General features: G+C 70.5%; 17 protein-coding genes. 8 read left to right on the forward strand and 9 right to left on the reverse strand.

The genetic code is table 11. From position 1 onward, the window contains the following. Positions 1–22 precede the first annotated feature (22 nt). The gene (locus J7E22_RS13825; protein WP_214982478.1) at positions 23–1,015 is read left to right on the forward strand and encodes a LacI family DNA-binding transcriptional regulator; all 993 of its coding nucleotides are present in this window, start codon (positions 23–25) and stop codon (positions 1,013–1,015) included. A gap of 53 nt (positions 1,016–1,068) precedes the next feature. On the opposite strand, the gene J7E22_RS13830 is transcribed toward J7E22_RS13825, so the two are convergent. Continuing rightward, positions 1,069–2,172: an acyl-CoA desaturase gene (locus J7E22_RS13830; protein WP_214982392.1), complete on the reverse strand. Its 1,104-nt coding sequence runs from the start codon at positions 2,170–2,172 to the stop codon at positions 1,069–1,071. A 385-nt stretch (positions 2,173–2,557) separates the two neighbouring features. Further along, positions 2,558–4,060, reverse strand: a complete 1,503-nt coding sequence (locus J7E22_RS13835) for an alpha-N-arabinofuranosidase (RefSeq protein ID WP_214982393.1) — start codon at positions 4,058–4,060, stop codon at positions 2,558–2,560. A gap of 199 nt (positions 4,061–4,259) precedes the next feature. On the opposite strand from J7E22_RS13835, the gene J7E22_RS13840 reads away from it, so the two are divergent. From J7E22_RS13840 to J7E22_RS13860, 5 genes are all read left to right on the forward strand, one after another. Then, positions 4,260–5,630, forward strand: a complete 1,371-nt coding sequence (locus J7E22_RS13840) for an extracellular solute-binding protein (protein ID WP_214982394.1) — start codon at positions 4,260–4,262, stop codon at positions 5,628–5,630. A gap of 39 nt (positions 5,631–5,669) precedes the next feature. After that, entirely contained in the window at positions 5,670–6,635 is a 966-nt protein-coding gene (locus J7E22_RS13845; protein ID WP_214982395.1) for a carbohydrate ABC transporter permease, read from the forward strand. Position 6,636: 1 nt separating this feature from the next. Then, complete coding sequence (locus J7E22_RS13850) at positions 6,637–7,551, forward strand: carbohydrate ABC transporter permease (protein WP_214982396.1); 915 nt, start codon at positions 6,637–6,639, stop codon at positions 7,549–7,551. Between the two features lie 669 nt (positions 7,552–8,220). Then, the gene (locus J7E22_RS13855) at positions 8,221–9,240 is read left to right on the forward strand and encodes an ABC transporter substrate-binding protein (protein ID WP_214982397.1); all 1,020 of its coding nucleotides are present in this window, start codon (positions 8,221–8,223) and stop codon (positions 9,238–9,240) included. A gap of 117 nt (positions 9,241–9,357) precedes the next feature. Next, on the forward strand, positions 9,358–10,347 hold the full coding sequence (locus tag J7E22_RS13860) for an alpha/beta hydrolase (RefSeq protein ID WP_214982398.1): 990 nt from the start codon (positions 9,358–9,360) through the stop codon (positions 10,345–10,347). Positions 10,348–10,409: 62 nt separating this feature from the next. On the opposite strand, the gene J7E22_RS13865 is transcribed toward J7E22_RS13860, so the two are convergent. Further along, positions 10,410–11,162 carry a hypothetical protein gene (locus J7E22_RS13865; protein WP_214982399.1) on the reverse strand — a complete coding sequence of 251 codons (753 nt, stop codon included), beginning with the start codon at positions 11,160–11,162 and terminating at the stop codon, positions 10,410–10,412. Between the two features lie 131 nt (positions 11,163–11,293). Between J7E22_RS13865 and J7E22_RS13870 the strand changes: the two genes are divergently transcribed. After that, complete coding sequence (locus J7E22_RS13870; protein WP_214982400.1) at positions 11,294–12,508, forward strand: PP2C family protein-serine/threonine phosphatase; 1,215 nt, start codon at positions 11,294–11,296, stop codon at positions 12,506–12,508. 17 nt (positions 12,509–12,525) lie between these two features. On the opposite strand, the gene J7E22_RS13875 is transcribed toward J7E22_RS13870, so the two are convergent. The 6 genes from J7E22_RS13875 to J7E22_RS13900 all read right to left on the reverse strand — a co-directional run bounded on the left by J7E22_RS13875 (position 12,526) and on the right by J7E22_RS13900 (position 17,196). Beyond that, a complete protein-coding gene (locus tag J7E22_RS13875) occupies positions 12,526–12,711 on the reverse strand; it encodes a hypothetical protein (RefSeq protein WP_214982401.1) in 186 nt (61 codons plus the stop codon). Between the two features lie 70 nt (positions 12,712–12,781). Then, positions 12,782–13,543, reverse strand: a complete 762-nt coding sequence (locus J7E22_RS13880; protein ID WP_214982402.1) for an SDR family NAD(P)-dependent oxidoreductase — start codon at positions 13,541–13,543, stop codon at positions 12,782–12,784. An 82-nt stretch (positions 13,544–13,625) separates the two neighbouring features. Continuing rightward, positions 13,626–15,002 carry an endo-1,4-beta-xylanase gene (locus J7E22_RS13885; protein ID WP_308159260.1) on the reverse strand — a complete coding sequence of 459 codons (1,377 nt, stop codon included), beginning with the start codon at positions 15,000–15,002 and terminating at the stop codon, positions 13,626–13,628. 28 nt (positions 15,003–15,030) lie between these two features. Further along, positions 15,031–15,996: a class A beta-lactamase gene (gene bla / locus J7E22_RS13890; protein WP_214982403.1), complete on the reverse strand. Its 966-nt coding sequence runs from the start codon at positions 15,994–15,996 to the stop codon at positions 15,031–15,033. Between the two features lie 19 nt (positions 15,997–16,015). Beyond that, entirely contained in the window at positions 16,016–16,393 is a 378-nt protein-coding gene (locus tag J7E22_RS13895) for a VOC family protein (RefSeq protein WP_214982404.1), read from the reverse strand. Positions 16,394–16,497: 104 nt separating this feature from the next. Then, entirely contained in the window at positions 16,498–17,196 is a 699-nt protein-coding gene (locus tag J7E22_RS13900) for a YafY family protein (protein ID WP_214982405.1), read from the reverse strand. A gap of 133 nt (positions 17,197–17,329) precedes the next feature. On the opposite strand from J7E22_RS13900, the gene J7E22_RS13905 reads away from it, so the two are divergent. Then, entirely contained in the window at positions 17,330–17,965 is a 636-nt protein-coding gene (locus J7E22_RS13905) for a TetR/AcrR family transcriptional regulator (protein WP_214982406.1), read from the forward strand. The last annotated feature ends 68 nt before the right edge of the window (positions 17,966–18,033 follow it).

Below are 18,033 nucleotides of genomic sequence, written 5' to 3' on the forward strand. Positions count from 1 at the left end.
CGCCGCACGTCGGGCCCCCTCGATGGCCGCCGTGGCCGAAGCCGCCGGCGTCTCGATGCAGACGGTCTCCCGCGTGGCGCGGGGCTTCGACAACGTCAGCCCCGACACCCGCGACCGCGTGCAGCGTGCGATGGACGCCCTCGGGTACCGCCCGAACCGGGCGGCCAGGGCCCTGCGCTCCGGACGGTTCCGGACCATCGGCGTGATCATGTTCACGCTCGCGTCGTTCGGCAACATGCGGACGCTCGAGGCCATCGCCGAGGCCGCCGGAGCCGCGGACTTCACGATCACGCTGCTGCCGATGGCGTCCCGCACCGAAGAGGGCGTGCGCTCCGCCTTCTCGCGACTGAACGAACAGGCCGTCGACGGCGTGGTCATCATCATCGAGTCACACATCATCGACACGGCCGAGGTCGTGCTGCCGGACGGCGTCCCGATGATCATCGTCGACTCGACGGGCACCACCGACCACCCGGCGATCGACACCGACCAGGCCGACGGCGCCCGTCAGGCCACGCAGCACCTGCTCGACCTCGGGCACGAGACGGTGTGGCACGTCGCCGGCCCCGCGTCGTCGTACTCGGCGGCTCGGCGCCTGGCGGCCTGGCAGGCGACGCTCGAACGCGCCGGCCGCCCGGTGCCGCCGGTGTTCCACGGCGAGTGGAGCAGCGAGTCGGGCTACCAGGCGGGGCTCGAGATCGCCGGCCGCCCGGACATCACCGCGGTGTTCGCCGCGAACGACCAGACGGCGCTCGGTGTCCTGCGTGCGGCGCACGAACTCGGCCGGCCGGTCCCCGAGACACTGAGCGTGGTGGGGTTCGACGACTCCCCCGAGTCCGACTCGTTCTGGCCGCCGCTGACGACCGTGCACCAGTCCTTCGACGAGGTCGGACGGCTGGCGGTGGCGAACCTGCTCGCGCAGATCGACGGCGAGACGCCGCCGTCCGCGCCGGACCTGGTGCCGGTGCGCCTGGTCGTGCGTGCGAGCACGGGGCCCGCGCCGACGCGGGGCTGACCCGCGAGCAGGCCCAGCCCAGTCCGGACGACCTCAGCGCAGCCCGAACAGGCTCAGTGCAGCCGCATCGACGTGACCATCGGGCAGGCGAACGGGTCCCGCGCGGCGAGGCCGACCTTGTTGAGGTGCGCGACCACGATCCCGTACGACCGCAGCAGCGTCGTCTCGGTGTAGGGCACTCCGAGCGTCTCGCAGTGCGCCTTCACGAGGGGCTTCACGAGACGCAGGTTCGGCCGCGCCATGCTCGGGAACAGGTGGTGCTCGGCCTGGTGGTTCAGCCCACCGAGCAGGTGGTCGACCCACTTGCCGCCGACGATGTTCCGCGACGTGCGGACCTGCCGCGAGAAGAAATCGATGCGGGCGTTCTCGGCGATGACCGGCATGCCCTTGTGGTTCGGCGCGAACGAGGCGCCCATCATCACACCGAAGACCGCGAGCTGCACGCCGACGAACGCGAACCCGATGCCGACGGGCAGGAACGTGAACACGGCCCAGAAGTAGAGCGCGAACCGGGCGACGAACAGCACGGCCTCGACCGCACGGTCGCGTGAGGTCCCCTTCACGTGCTCGCCCGTCACGACGGCGCGGATCGACAGCCAGTGCAGGTTGAAGCCCTCCATCGTCAGCAGCGGGAAGAACGCCCACCCCTGCACCCGGGTCAGGAGCCGCAGCAGGCCGGTGCGGCGCGCGGCGTCCTCTTCCAGGAACGACACCGTGTCCTGCGCGATGTCCGGGTCCTTGCCGATGGTGTTCGGGTTGCCGTGGTGCCGGGTGTGCTTGTTCATCCACCACGAGTACGACATGCCGACGAGGAAGACCCCGACGAAGCGGCCCGCGTGGTCGTTCCAGCGGTGCGAGGCGAAGATCTGCCGGTGCGCGGCCTCGTGCGACAGGAACGCGAACTGGGTGAAGACGACGCCGAGGACAGCGGCCGGGATGAGCGCGAACCAGCTGTGCCCGAGGAACGCTGTCGCCGTGAAGGCGAGGGCGCCGACGGCGATCAGCACCGCGAAGACGGTCCAGTAGAAGCCCGTCCGGCGCTGGAGCAGGCCGGCGTCCTTGACCTGCTGCAACAGGTCCTTGTAGGTCGAGGTGCCGGAGCGGACACCCGGCTGGCGGGCGACCGTCGGGCGGTACAGGGTGGACGAATTCGCCATGCGGCTGCTTCCGTGCGGAACAGCCCTTCGGCCGAACGTCGAGTTCCCGCATTCGCGATTGTGGCGAGCGTACGCGAGGGCGTCCCGCGCGACGAACGGCCCGGCGAGCGCACGGCTGACTGTGGGCGGGTTGGCAGATCCGGCCGCGCGGAGCGCGGATCTCGGCATCCCGAACACGTGGCCGGGGGACAACACCCGGTCCACCGTCCACCGGACGGGAGGCGCGGGACGGGTCCGCACCGTGCCTCCCGTCCGACCGCTGGTCGCGTCGGCTGCTGGTGCGGTCTGGCGGGACGGCAGAGGACGCCGGGGCGCGAGCGCCCCGACGTCCTCTGTGCTCACTCGACACCCACCGGAGTGTGCGCCGAGGCGTCTCATCTTCCCATCAGCCGATCGAGACCGCGGTCCAGGAGACCGGCGGGAGCTCGATGGTGATGGTGTCACCCTCGCGGCGGACCGTGTCGTTGACCCGCAGGCCGACGCGCTCGGTGCCGGACAGGTCGTTCACCAGGTGGATGTCGTCCTCCCACACGCCCTCGGCACGGACGTCCCCGTCGACGGTCAGGCCGGCGAGGTCGATCGTGACGGTGGTGCTCTCGGTGGTGTGGCGGTTCACCAGGAACACGGCTGCACCGTCGTCGGAGACCGTGGCCGCCGAGTCCACGACCGGGACCTCGCCGTACTTGCCGCCGTCGACGGTGTCACCGCTCGACTTGACCTGCAGCGACGTGCCGTGCGCGAGCTTCGACGTGAGCGAGAAGGGGAAGAAGGTGGTCTGGCGCCAGGCCGGCCCACCGGGCTCGGTCATGATCGGGCCGATCACGTTGACGAGCTGCGCGAGCGACGCCGAGGCGACCCGGTCCGCGTGGCGGAGCAGCGAGATGAGGAGTCCCCCGACGACGACCGCGTCGGCGACTGTGTAGACGTCCTCGAGCAGGCGCGGGGCGACCGGCCACTCGTCGAGCGTGAAGGTCTTCGCCTGGGCCTCCCACTTCGTGATGGACCAGACGTTCCACTCGTCGAACGAGATGTCGATCCGCTTGTCCGACCCCTTGTGCGCCTGCACGTGGTCGGCCGCGGTGGTGACGGTCTTGATGAAGTGGTCCATGTTCACGCCGGCCGCGAGGAAGGAGGCGAGGTCGTCGCCCTCCTCGTAGTAGGCGTGGGCCGAGATGTAGTCCACGTCCTCGTAGGCGTGCTCGAGGACGGTGCGCTCCCACTCGCCGAACGTCGGCATCGACGCCCCCGAGGAGCCGCAGGCCACGAGCTCGAGGTCGGGCTGGATCTGCCGCATGGCCTTGGCGGTCATCGCGGCGAGCTTGCCGTAGTCCTCGGCGTTCTTGTGGCCGAGCTGCCACGGGCCGTCCATCTCGTTGCCGAGGCACCACATCGTGACGCCGAAGGGCTCGTCTCGACCGTTCGTCTTGCGCGCATCGGACAGGGCGGTGCCGCCGCTGATGTTCGCGTACTCGAGCAGTTCGATGGCCTCGGCGGTGCCGCGGGTGCCGAGGTTCACGGCGAGCATGAGCTCGGAGCCGACCTGGTCGAGCCACTGCTGGAACTCGTGCAGGCCGACCTCGTTCGTCTCGGTGGAGTGCCACGCGAGGTCGAGCCGACGCGGGCGCTCCTCGACCGGGCCGACACCGTCTTCCCACTTGTACCCGGAGACGAAGTTGCCGCCGGGGTAGCGGATGGTGGTGACGCCGAGCTCCTTGACGAGGTCGATGACGTCCTTGCGGAAACCGTTCTCGTCGGCGGTCTCGTGGGCGGGCTCGTGGATGCCGTCGTAGACGTGGCGTCCGAGGTGCTCGACGAACCCGCCGAACAGGCGACGTCGCACCGGCCCCACGGTGAACGCGGCGTCGAGGACCAGGTGTGTGCGGGGCATGGATCTCCTTCGATCGTGCTTGGGCAGGTGCCGCGGGCGAGTGTCGCGTCACGCAAAGTGAGCGCTCACCCATCAGAAACGCTACCGGCTTTCGAACCGGCGCGGAAGGGGTGGCGGATGATGGGGGCGAGCGCTAATGTGAGCGCTCACGGAGCACCGACCCTGCCCCGAAACTCGGCCGTCCCGATGGAGTGATGCCATGCCGATCCGATCAGCCCTACCCGCTTCGACCCCCCGAGGCGGTGCCTTCACCCGGCGGAGTCTGCTCGCCGCCGGAGCCGCGGCCGCCACGGTCCTGCCCCTCGCAGCCTGCTCGAGTCCGGTTGCCGCCGGGCTCGCCGGGGCCGCCCTCAACCCGGAGACCCTGGTCTTCTGGAACCTGTTCGGCGGTGGTGACGGTGCCCGCATGCAGGCGATGGAGGCCGGCTACGCGAAGCAGCACGGCGGCTCCAGTTCCCTGCAGGCCACCACGTTCGCGTGGGGCAACCCGTACTACTCGAAGCTGACACTGGCCACCGTCGGGAACAAGCCGCCGGACGTCGCCATCGCACACCTGACCCGGGCGAAGCCGCTCTGGGACGGCGACCTGCTCGACCCGATCACGTCCGAAGACCTGGCGAGCGTCGGGTTGAGCGCGGCGGACTTCAACCAGAAGGCCTGGGCGGCGCAGAAGACGAGCGGGAAGAACATCGCGATCCCGCTCGACACCCACCCCTTCGTCCTCTTCTACAACGTTGACGTCTGCCAGAAGGCGGGCTTGCTCGACAGCGACGGCCAGCTCAAGGACCTGTCCGGCATGGACAACTTCGAACGGGCCCTCGCCGCGGTGTCGAAGGTCACCGGCGGGAACGCCATCAACGTCGCGAACGTCGTGCCGGAGACCGCGACCCCCTGGCGCTTCTTCTGGACGCTGTACAACCAGATCAACGGTGCGACGCCGTTCATCAGTGGCGGCGGCGGCAAGCTCACCGTCAACGAGGACGCCTACAACGAGGTCACGAACCGCACGCAGAAGTGGGTGAAGCAGGGCTGGCTCAACAAGGCCCTCGACTACGCCACGGCGGAGTCGCTGATGTTCACCGGCAAGGTCGGCTTCTTCATGCAGGGCGAGTGGGAGATCAGCACGGCGCAGTCGATCAAGGGGCTGAAGTTCGGCATGGCGCCGATCCCGCAGCTCTACGACAAGCCCGCCACCCAGGCCGACTCGCACACGTTCGTGCTCCCCCGCAAGGACCGGACGCCGGCGCAGCGCAAGCAGGCGATGCTCTTCATCAAGCAGATGCTCGAGCAGAGCATGACGTGGGCGGAGGGCGGCCACGTGCCGGCCTACATGCCGACGTTCCACAGCACCGCGTACAAGAACCTCAAGCCGCAGTCGAACTACGCGGCCGCTGCCGAGACGGCGGTGTTCGACGACGCGGCCTGGTACGGCGGTTCCGGCTCGACCTTCGAGGGCATCGTGGGCGCGCAACTCGCCCTCGTGCAGCAGGGCAGTTCCACCCCCGCCCAGGCGCTCAACTCGATGAAGAGTCAATTGGCGACCTACCTCAACACCCCGAGCCCACTGTGAGCGGGCTGAACGTGAACACCGCGCGAAAGGCACGATGACGTGACCGCTTCACCAGTCCTGACCCGTCCGACGGACGCCACCCTGGCGCCGCGTCGGCTCCGCTCCTCCTCGGGTGCACTCGGCCGCAGCCAGGGCCGCAGCGGCTGGCTGTTCCTCGCCCCGTTCGGCCTGTTCTACGTGGCCTTCCTGCTCGGCCCGACCATCTGGATGCTGGTCACGAGCTTCTTCAACACCTCGACCGTCCGCACCGGGCTCGGCAGCTTCGCCGGGTTCGCGAACTACGCGGAGATGCTGGGGCGGCCCGACTTCTGGTCGTCGCTCTGGCACACCCTGCAGTTCACGCTGTACACGACGCCGCCGCTCGTCATCCTGGCGTTCTTCTTCGCCGTGCTGACGAACCGGATGAACAAGGGCCAGTGGTTCTTCCGTCTGGCGTTCTTCCTGCCGTTCATCCTGCCGTCGGCGACGATCTCGCTGATCTGGGTGTTCATCTTCACCCCGGCGACGGGGCTCTGGGCCAGCCTGCAGTCCCTGCTCGGCATGACCCCGGGTTCCGGCATGCTGTCGAGCCCGAACACCGCGATGATCGGTGTCGCGATCGCCACCGTGTGGTGGACGCTCGGCTTCAACTTCGTGCTCTACCTGGCCGGCCTGCAGGAGATCCCGCGCGAACTGTACGAAGCAGCCGCCGTCGACGGGGCGTCGAGCTGGCAGCAGATCAAGTCGATCACGCTCCCGCTGCTCGGCCGGACCACCACCCTGGTGATCCTGCTGCAGATCATCGCGAGCCTGAAGATCTTCGACCAGGTCTACCTGATGACGAACGGCGGCCCGGGCATCTCCACCCAGGTCTCGCTGCAGCTCATCACGGGCGTCGGCTTCACCGACAACCGACTCGGCGCCGCATCGGCCGCGTCGGTGCTCCTGTTCATCGTGATCGTCGCGATCGCAGTCATCCGGCAGCTCGTCGAGCGCGCTGCCGCCAAGCGAGAGATCGGTGCCTGACATGACCGCCACCGAGAGCATCACCACCGGCCGCGGCAAGCTCCGCACCGGCGTCTCGTCGGCCGCCCCCACGAGCGCTGCGAAGATCGGCGTCTCCGGCAGGGGCTTCAACACGGTCGCCGCGATCATCCTGACGGTGTTCGCGATCATCTGGCTCATCCCGAGCCTGTTCGCCCTGAAGACCTCGCTGTCCGACAACGGCGTCGCGGCCCTGGGCGCGAACGCCATCCTGTCGAACTGGAACCCGACGCTGCACTCCTACGCGTCCCTGTTCCAGTCCGGCGACATCTGGAACTGGTACCTCGCGAGCGGCATCACCAGCGTGGTCACGGCCATCCTGACGGTGTTCTTCGCGTCGATGGCGGCGTTCGCGCTGTCCCGGCTGGTGTTCCGCGGCCGGAACATCGCGTTCCTGCTCATCATCCTGGGCATCATGATCCCGACGCAGGTCCTGATCATCCCGATCTTCCAGGAGCTCAACTCCGTCAACCTGCTGAACACCTACTGGTCGGTGATCTTCCCGCAGGTCCCCGCGGTGATCGCGGTGTTCATCTTCAAGCAGTTCTTCGACGGCATCCCGAAGGAACTCGAGGAGGCCGCGCGCATCGACGGCGCCGGCATCTGGCGGGTGTACTGGTCGGTCATCCTTCCGCTGTCGCGTCCCGTGATCGCGGCAGTGACGATCCTGACGTTCGTCGGGGTGTGGAACAACCTGCTGCTGCCGCTGTTCGTGCTGTCGAACCCGGACCTCATGACGATCCCGGTCGGGCTCGCCACGGTCCAGGGCAGCTTCGGCCAGCGCTACGCGGACATCCAGGCCGGGGCGATCCTGGCGGCGCTGCCGCTGATCATCCTGTACCTGATCTTCCAGCGGCAGATCGTCGAGGGTGTGACCGGCTCCGGCCTCAAGGGCTGATGCCACCACACCCCGGACGGGAGGCGCGGTGCCAGCGGGCTCCGCGCCTCCCGTGTGTGTGTGTGTGTGTGGCGGGGCGGCGGGCGGGGCGGCCGGCTGCGGGCGGCCGCGGGACGGCGAATCCGCGCGTACTCACCCAATTCGCGCGTACCGCTCGAAACCACCGCACCAGCTACGCGCGAAAATGCTTTGCATCGCACCGGCCATGGGATGAAACGCGCACGGGAGGCGCCCCGCGCGTTGGCAGCGCGCCGTCCGTCCGTTGCCGCCCGACCCCGCGGACCGGGATCGCGCGTACCTGACGGGATCGCGCGTAGCCGACGGGTCTGGCAGGGCAAGCACGCGCGGAAACGCTTTGCCTCGCACCCGTTATGGGAAGAAACGCGCACTGGAGGCTCGGTGCGCGTTTCAGCGCACCTCCTGTCCGGCACCCGGTCGCCTCCGCATCGTCGTCCCGAAGGGATCCGGCGTGGCGCTCCGACCATCCACCACGGAGCGGTCCGGCCGGGCGAAGTGGGACAGCATGAGCGTCCGCCCCGGTTGGAAGGTCGGCACGGTCGACTGACGGACCACCAGCAGCCCGACACCCGTCGTCGAACGCCCGTCGTCGACCACCCGTCGTCGACCACCCCTGGTGAGTGACAGGTCGTCCGATTAGCCTCTCCCGACGTGCCCCCTCCCCGCCCCGGCTCCCTGCGCGCCGCCATCGTGACGACCATCGCCGCCTCGGCACTGCTGCTCACCGGCTGCTCGGGCGGCGGAACGACCGACGACAAGGCCGCCACGGGGACGACCGCGACCAACGGCCCGTGGTCGTACCAGGACGCCACCGGCACGACCGTCCGGGTCGACCACACCCCGAAGCGCGTCGTCGTCCTGAACGACATCGCGATCTCGTTCATCGAGTACGGCCTCAAGCCGGTCGGCACGTTCGGCCAGCTGCCGATGGCCAAGGACGCGCGCTTCCGGGGCCTCGACACGAACGGCATCACCCAGTTGGGGCAGTCCTACGGCGAGATCGACCTCGAGCGCCTCGCCGCCCTGCGCCCCGACCTCGTCGTGACGTCGATCTACCCGAAGGACGCCCAGGGAACCCTCGACACGAAGCAGCCGGGCTACGGCTTCAAGGACCTCGAGCAGGAGCGGCAGATCGAGGCGATCGCCCCCGTCGCCCAGGTCAAGTGGGGCGGCAAGGGCGAGGACGTCATCGAGCACATCGCGGACCTCGCCGAGTCGCTCGGCGCGAAGGAGTCGACGGTCGAGGCCGCCGAGCACCGCTTCGACACCGCGCACGCCACCCTGACGAAGGCCGCGAAGCGGAACGACCTGTCCGTGGTGTCGATGTACGCCGACGGCGACGGCGTGTACGTCACGCGACCGAGCGACGAGCCCACGCTGCAGATGTACTCGTCCTTCGGGGTCGACTTCGTGGACCCGAAGCCGAAGGGCTTCTACTGGGGCATCTCCTCGTGGGAGAACGCCGGCCAGGTCACCGGTGACGTGATCCTGCTCTCGCAGCAGGGGTACCAGGTCGCCGACCTCGAGCAGCAGCCGACCTTCGCGGACAACCCGGCCCTCACGGCCGGGCAGGTGCACAGCTGGACGTTCCCCGCGCTCGACTACGCGTCACAGGCCGCGTACATGACGAAGCTGGCGGGCTGGCTCGACGACAGCAAGAAGCTGTCCTAGGACGGACCGGACGTCGGACGGGAGGCGCGTGGCGGGTCCGCCACGCGCCTCCCGTCCGACACCGGGTCGCGACGCACGCGAGCGCCGCCGGACAGGCGCGACGGATACGCTCGGGTGATGGCGGACGCGGGGTGGCGTGAGGACGTGCTCGGGGCACCCTTCGAGCAGCTGACCCTGCCACTCGGGTCGGATGCCGAGGGACCGATCGTCGCGACACTGGTCCGCCGACGGCACACGCCGACCGACCTGCTCCTGCAGGGCCGGGGACCGTTGCACAACGTCGACGTCCTGTACGTGCACGGGTGGTCCGACTACTTCTTCCAGGTGGAACTCGCCGAGCGCATCGAGCGGTTGGGCGCCCGGTTCCACGCCCTCGACCTCCGGAAGTACGGGCGGAGCCTGCTCCCCCACCAGACGCCGGGCAACATCGACGACCTCGCGACCTACGACGAGGACATCGCCGCCGCACTCGACGCGATGTCGACCGAGCACCACGCCGGCGGCCGCCTGCTCGTGCCGATGGGGCACTCCACGGGCGGGCTGACCCTGTCCCTCTGGGCAGCGCGCCACCCCGAGCTGGTGCACGGCCTCATCCTGAACAGCCCCTGGCTGGAGTTCCAGGCGAGCGCTGTCGGCCGCGCGCTCGTCGCGCCGGTGATCAAGCTCGGTGCACGGCGGAACCCGCTGGCCCCGATGCCCGCCGTCGACCCCGGCTTCTACACGCGGACCGTCTCGGCCGCGGGCGAGGGGTCGTGGACCTACGACCAGCGCTGGCGGCCCGAGCGCGGGTTCCCGCTGCACCCCGGTTGGCTCGCCGCGGTGTTCGACGGCCAGGCCCGTGTCGAGCGGGGCCTCGACATCGAGGTGCCGACGCTCGTGATGCTGAGCGACAAGAGCATGCTGCAGCCCCGGTGGGACGACGGCATGACACGGGCGGACGTCGCGCTCAACGTCGACGTGGTCGCGCACCGGGCGCTGTCGCTCGGCGACGAGGTCACCGTCCGGCGGTTGCACGGTGCGTTGCACGACGTGGTGCTGTCGGTCCCGGAGGTGCGCGACCAGGCGTACGACGCGATCGGGCGGTGGGCGGCGACGCTGCCGCGCTGATCCCGACGGGGCGTGCGGTGCGGCCCGGTGCGGGCGGTGCCCGCGGTCAGGACCCCGTGGGGTCAGGGCTTCGCGCCGTTCCCGAACGAGCCGTGGAGGGTCGTGTGGGCGAAGACCGTGCGGTCGATGACGGCGCGCACACCCGCGAGGACGCCCTCGTCTCGACTGTCGACGCCGATCGTGAGCGAGCCGTAGTCCACGCGCATGGTCATCGGGATCTCGGCGTTCAGCCCGGCGACGTGCGGGGTGGCCGCGAGCGTGGCCAGCCCACGCGCGACGGCGGTGGACGTCGCCTCGGGGATCTGCTGGTCGAACGTGCCCCGGTACGCCACGGAGGTCGCGACGTGCCCTTCCCCCGCCGGGACGGTCAGGGTCAGGTCGACACCGGTCCAGGACAGGTGCTCGGACATGGTAGCGGGGACGGCACCGGCCTGCTCGGGCGTGGCCTGCGGTGTGGTGGTGACCACGAACGCCGAGGCGAAGTGGTTCGCGGTCACGAGGCGGGTGGGGCACGCCGGGTCGGGCACCGCGCTCGTCCCGTTCGTGGTCGTCTCGTCCGCGTGCTCGACACCCGGAAGGCTGCGCACCGCCCGCAGTGCATCGCGGACCTCGCCCGCGACGGTCGGGTCGAGGGACGGCGCCGGGTGCGAGGTGGGCGACTCCGACGTGCTCTCGGGATCGGCAGGGCACGGTGCGCTCTCGCTCGCGCCGTCCTGGTGCGCGAGGCTCCGCGCCAGGCCCTCCGCCGGAGCGCAGCCCGTGAGCAGTCCGGTGCAGAGCGCGGCGAGCACGACGATCGATCCCCGGATGCGCATGCCGCCCAGTCTCGTGGTGGTCACCGGGCGCAACGACCGGACGAGCGGCGCTGTGTCCCGGGACACATCCGCCCGCCGACGCACGGACATCGATGGTGGCGGGTTCGGCGGACGTCATGGGTGGTGGTGGCATGATCGACGGGGAGCTCGGTCAGGGGGCATGGATGGACTTCGATGGTGCGCGGGCGGCTCGGGCCGCCCTGGTCGCTGCGCTCGACGTGGTCGTCGCCGCGCCCTCGGAACGGTTCCAGCGGATCGTGCGCATCGCTCGCGAGCTCTTCAACGTGCCGTTCTCGTACGTCAACGTGCTCGACGACACGCTGCTGCACACGCTGACGCAGAACGTGCCCAACGAGCCGACCTCGGGTCCGATCGAGTGGTCGTTCTGCCAGTTGACGATCGAGCAGGCCGAGCCGACCATCGTCCCTGACACCCTCCTGGACCCGCGCACGGCCGAGCTCCCCGGCGTGAGCCACCGGGGGATCCGCTTCTACGCGGGCGTGCCGCTGACCATGCCGGGCGGGATCCGCATCGGGAGCCTCTGCCTGATCGACACCGAGCCGCGCGAGTTCACCTTGCAGGACGAGGCCGCGCTCATGGACCTCGGGCGGTGGGCCGAGGTCGTGCTGGCCCACGGCCTCCAGCAGGACCGGCTGCTCGAGGTCGTCGCCGCCCTCACACCACAGCCGCTGGACGCCGCCGGGTACCGGATCACGGGCCTGAGCGTGCCGTACGGCGACCTGAGCGGGGACGTCTACGACTGGACCGCGGACGAGACCGGCATCACGGTGAGCCTCGCGGACATCATGGGCAAGGAACAGCCGGCAGCGCTGCTGGCGGCCGGGCTCCGTGCGGCGCTCCGGCAGCACGATCGGCTCGAGCCGGTCGACGCGGTCGCCGCGATGGAGCCCCGCATCTGCGAAGACCTGCTCCGGGCGTCAGCGTTCGGCACCCTCTTCCACGGCCGACTCGACCGGGCCAACGGCCGCGTGGAGTACGTCGACGCCGGTCACGGGCTCGTCCTGCACCTCCGTGCCAGCGGAGGCGGTGGCGTCCTCCGATCCCACGACCTCCCCATCGGCCTGCGACCGCCCGAGAGCGGTCCGCGCCGCGGGAGCTCGGTCGTCCTCGAACCGGGCGATGCGCTCATCCTGACGAGCGACGGCGCGCTCGACCTCGGCGACGGGACCATCGACACCCTCGCCGACCTCGGCGAGACGCTGCGGCGCGCGTCGAGCATCGAGGCCTTCCTGGAGACCGTGCGGCTCCGGGCGGCGGAGCGCGCGGAGGACGACGTCACCGTCGTGGTCCTGGCGCGGGCCGATTCGCCGATGAACTCGGCCTGAGCGATCCGGCCGGACTGCTACGCGTCGAACATCACGTCGTCGCCGCCCCCGGCGTGGACGACCGCCGGGGGCACCTCGGCATCCGGCAGGAACTCACCGCCGGGCGCGATGGCGACACCGGGCACGTCGGCGTCGAAGGCCGCGGCAGTCGCTGGGGTGAGGCCGCTCGGCTCGTCGTGCCCCTGCGGGTCGGTCTGGTCCACGGGACGAGAGTAGGACACGAGCTGCGCGTCGCACCAGCGTTCGCGCGCGCTGGCCACCCCGCCCCCGCGATCAGCGGGCAGTCCACCCCCCGTCGATCGGCAGCGCCGTCCCGGTGATCAACGACGCCCCCGGCCCGGCCAGGAAGGTGACGGCAGCCGCGACCTCCTGCGGCTCGCCGATGCGGTGCAGGGCGGCGATCCGCTCCACGGTGTCCTCGCGGAACGCCCGGTCGGACAGGGCGGGCGCGGTGCCCTCCGTCTCGATGAACGTCGGTGCAACGGCGTTGACCCGGATGCCGTCCTGCCCCCACTCGACGGCGAGGCACTTCGTGAGGTGGATCACGGCGGCCTTGCTCGTGCAGTACGAGACCTCGCCGGGGAGCGCGACCAGGCCGGCCTGGGAGGCGATGTTCACGATCGACCCCCCACCGGCGGTCCGCATGTGGCGGGCGACGTGCTGTGATATGAAGAACGTCGACTTCGTGTTCAGGGCCCACACCGCGTCGAAGTGCTCCTCCGTCACGTCGAACGCAGGCTCGTCGATGCCCCCGCCGGCGTTGTTCACCAGGACGTCGATCGTGCCGAGTTCCTCGATGACCGCGTCGACCGCCCGCCGGCACGCCGCCAGGTCCGTGACGTCCATCGCGACGGTCGTCACGCGGCGCCCGAGCGCACGGATCTCGTCGGCGAGCGCTCCGGCCGCCTCCGGGTCCCGCACCCCGAGCGCGACGTCGGCGCCGTTGGCAGCCAGGTCGAGCGCGATCGATCGGCCGATCCCCCGCGACGCCGCAGTGACGAGTGCGACCGAGCCGGTCAGTGGCGTGGTGTCCATGGCATGTCCTGTCGTGTGTGTGTGGAACGGCGCCCGCCGGGCGGCGAGGCGCTTGTCGGACCGGCACCGTGCCTCCAGGCCGTCACCGTCCCGGTGATACCAGCTGGACCCGTTCCTCGGGTCCAGCGACGGCGAACGCCGTCGTGGCGCCCGCGACCGTCGCAGCGTACTGACCACGGAACCCACGCACCCGGACCTGCCCCTGGTCGTCCGTGGCCACCGTCGTCGGCGCGATCCACCACGCTTCCTTGACCAGGCGACGGAGTGCGTCGTACGCGGGCTTCGGCGAGCCGTCGGCGCGGACCAGCCCGATCGGCGCCCCGAGCCACGCGCCCGCGTCGGTGATGCCCCAGTAGGTGATCGCCTCGATCGCCGGGTGGCCCACCAGGCTCCGGTAGTGCCGCTCGAGTTCGTCGGCCTGGCGTGCCTCCCCCTCGGGCGTCGAGGGCCAGGACGTGACCTGGTAGTCGTTCAGGTCGACGATCTCCGGCGGCATGAGGTCCCCGGACACCAGGGAGGTCTCCGTCATGTGCAGCGGCAGACCGAACCGCGCGAAGCGGTCGACCATCGCGAGCATCGTGTCCTCGCCCCAGTAGCCCTGGTGCATGTGCGTCTGCAGGCCGATCGCGTCGAGTTGGATGCCGGCCTCGAGCACCTGCTCGATGAGCCGCTCGTAGTCGCTCGACAGGTCGAAGTCGTTCAGCAGCAGGCGTGCTCGGGGGTTCGTGGCGCGGGCCTCCTCGAAGGCCAACCGGATCATGTGCAGTCGGCCGCGGTCGGCCGCCAGCCGTGTGATGCCGTTGTCGCCGTTCGCGAACACCGGCATGATGACGACCTCGTTGATCGCGTCCCACGTGTCGATGAGCCCCGCGAAGTCGGCGACCTCCCGGCGGATGCGTTCGCGCTGCAGGCGCTCGATCTCGTCGAGCGGCAGGTCGAGCAGCCAGTCCGGCTGCACGGTGTGCCAGACGAGTGGGTGGCCCTTCAGGTCGATCCCGCGTGCGCGGAGCCACCGGGCGGTGGCCTGGAGGCGCGTGGTGTCGGGAGCGCCGCGCTGCGGCTCGAAGCGTCCCCAGTAGAACGGGAGGGTCGCGGTGGTGAAGACGTCGGCGTACAGGTCGGCGAGCGCCTCGGTCCCGATCGGGTCGGGTTCGCCGTCTGCGCCTGCTTCGCCGTTCGCGAGCGGGATGAAGTCGAAGCCGATGTTCCCGAACGTGAAGGCGTGCCGGGTCTGTTCGACGGTGACCGGCACGCCTGGAATGGGTGCGCCGGCCTCGTCGACGACCGTGAGGACGGCCTCACCGAGACGATGGGCGGGAGCGGCGGGACTGGTGGAGATCGTGTGCACGGGTGGCTCGGCTTTCCGGACGGCGTTGTCGGGGTGGGCGGCGCTATTTGTTGCTGCGCCGAACATAACACCATCGCGACGGGCGGCGTGGATGCGTGTCCGATCTCGCACGTGGAGTGCCTTCGCCGACGGAAGACCGTCACTTCGCGGTGCCGAGCAACTGTCCAACGGCTGCCTTCGCCGTCGCAGCGACCAGTGCGTCCGACCCTTCGGCGCCCTGCACGTCCCGCCGCGTCATCACGACGACGACGATCGGCTCCCGACCGGGCGGGTACACCACGGCGATGTCGTTCCGGACACCGTACGACCCCGTGCCGGTCTTGTCGGCGACGGGCCAGCCAGCGTCGACCCCGGCCCGGATCGTCGCTCCGCCGGTCGTGTTCTGCAGCATCGCGCCCCGCAGCACCTGCCGGTTAGCGGGGTCGAGAGCAGTCCCCAGCACCACCGCGCGCAGATCGGCCGCGAACTGCGCCGGTGTCGAGGTGTCGCGCGGGTCGCCCGGGGTCGACTGGTTGAGATCGGGCTCGACACGGTCGACGTTCGTCGTCCGATCACCGATGCTCCGCAGGTACCGCTCGACCGCGCTGACGCCGCCGAGCCGCACGACCAGGAGATTCGCCGCGGTGTTGTCGCTGTACCGGAGTGCGGCATCGATGAGCGCTCGGACGGTCATCCCGCTGTCGACGTGCTGGCTCGTGATCGGTGCGTACTCGAGCAGGTCGCTCCGGCCGAAGTGGACGACCGTGTCGAGGTCTGCCGCGCTCGAGGCGCGCAGGACCGCTGCGGCGATGAACACCTTGTTGGTGGACGCGAACGGGAACCGCTCCCCCGCTCGGTACTCGATGGTGTTGCCGCTGCCCGTGTCCACCGCTGTGACGCCGAGGCGCGCGCCGTAGTGCTGTTCGAGCGCGGCGAAGCGCCGGGTGGCAGCAACGTCAGCCGACGGGGTCGGCTGACCGGTCGCGGGCGCAGCGCTCGCCGCGTGCCCGCTCGGGGACCCGACGTGACCGGGGGACGCGGTGCCCGACGGCGCCGTCCCGCTGCAGCCGGTCACCCCGAGCACGACGGCCGTCACCACTGCCCCCACCACGATCACCCCGCGCATGGTTCAAGCATGCACCGCGTCACTCCGGAGCCGGGCGGCTGAACAGGTTCACCAGGTTGCCGTCCGGGTCGCGCAGGATCGTCGACCGGTTCCCCCACGGCATCGTCGTCGGCGGCAGGACGACCGCCTCCGCCGCCGGCTGGAGCCGCTCGAACTCGGCATCGACGTCGTCGACCAGGAACTCGACGATCGCACTGCCCGCGGCGCGGGGACTCGGGGCGCCGTCACCCAGGGACGCCACGGTCACCGGCGCCGCGAGGGCCAGGACGATCCCGCCGGTCACGATCTCGGCGAACACGGGCGCCGGTCGCCGGGCTTCAGTGCGGGTGAGCCGCTCGTAGAACGCGGTCATGCCGTCGAGGTCGTCGGTGATGACGCGGACGGATGCGAACTGCATGGTGATCCTCTCTCGCCGACCGCCGTGGCCGACCCGATCAGGATCGCCCGTCCGCGCGACAGCCCTGTGTCGGGGTTTCGCCGAGATCGACCAGGCGGGGGGGTTCAGTCGCCACCGAGGACCGGCCGGAGCACCCCGTGCGGGATGTCCAGCTCGTCGAGGTGCACCACGCGCTGCGGTGCGACCTCGTCCGTCTCCTCGACCGCGATCACCCGGTCGCCCCGGAACGCCCGCACCCCGTCACGCAGCCGGCACCACGCGACGAGGTACCAGTCCTCGCCCTTGCCGATGTACCCGAGCGGCTCCACGGTGCGGTCCGTGTCGCGACCGGCGGCATCGCGGTACCGCATCCGCACGACCCGTCCGTGGGTGAGCGCCTGCGCGAGCGCGGTCGGCCCCGGCGGCCGGTCGCCCGACTCCAGCAGGTGCACGCGGCTCGCCAGCCGTGCCGCGCGTCGGGCGTCGTCGTCGTGCAGCACCGCCGTCACCTTGCGGGCCGCCGTGTGCGCCGCGCCGCGGAACGGGCTCCGTCCCAGCATGGCCAGCCCGATCGCGACGGCGAGCGCCTCGTCCACCGAGAACCCGAGCGGTGGCAGCGTCGCCCGGGCGTCGATCGTGTACCCGCCGGTGCGTCCGGGCTCCGCCCAGATCGGGACGCCGGCCTCCTGCAGGGAGCGCAGGTCGCGTTCCGCGGTGCGGACGCTGACGCCGAAGTGCTCGGCGAGCCGTCGCGCGCTCCGCCGAGCGGGCGCGACGGCGCGAAGCTCCTCGACGAGCGCGTACAGCCGATCGGTCCGGTTCACGAGGTGACCATACGGCAGACGGGAGGCGCGGGGCGGCCCCACACCGCGCCTCCCGTCCGCCGACGGGGGACGAACCTGAACATGCTCTCCTAGTCGTTGCACCGAGTGCATCGATGCACCTAGTGTCCTGTTCGTGACCCTGTCCGTCGATCGACGCGCCGCCCTCAAGGCGAAGCACCGTGCTGCGATCCTGCAGGCGGCACGCGACCTGATCCAGGACCGCGGTCGCGGGTTCAGCGTCGACGACCTCGCCGCACGGGCCGACGTCGCGCGACGAACCGTGTTCAACCACTTCGCGTCGCTGGACGAGGTCCTGCTGGCCGTCTGCGACGAGGAACTGTCGGTGATCATCGACCGGTTCCTCGCCGACATGGCCCGGACGCCGGTGGGCGACGGCAGCCGCTCGTCGATGTTCGACGAGCTCGAGTCCGCGGCCCGCGGAGCCGACCTGGCGCCGGCGATCGCCGGCATGTACCGGATCCTCGGCGCCCCCGGCAAGGACGACCCGAAGGCGGCGGTGCTCACGCAGACCGCATTCGGCCGGGTCACGGAACGGCTGCGTGCCGAGGTCGCTCGTCGACACCCCGCCGCGGACGCCCTCGACGCCGCGCTCCTGGTCGAGTCGCTCATGAGCGGCATCGTCGTGATCGCCGAGTACTGGCTCGACCAGCACGGCTCGAGCCTCGACCAGGCCGCCTTGGACGACTGGGATGCGCTGCTGAGCAGACTCGTGCACAGCGTCCGCTCCGGCTACCTGCCGACCGACTGATCTTCCCTCCCCAGGGGTCCACCGGCGCACCCCGCACCTCTCCACTGCACTGACGACGAAAGGAACGG

The organism is Curtobacterium sp. ISL-83 (genome assembly GCF_018613895.1).
In the GTDB taxonomy this organism is placed as follows: domain Bacteria; phylum Actinomycetota; class Actinomycetes; order Actinomycetales; family Microbacteriaceae; genus Curtobacterium.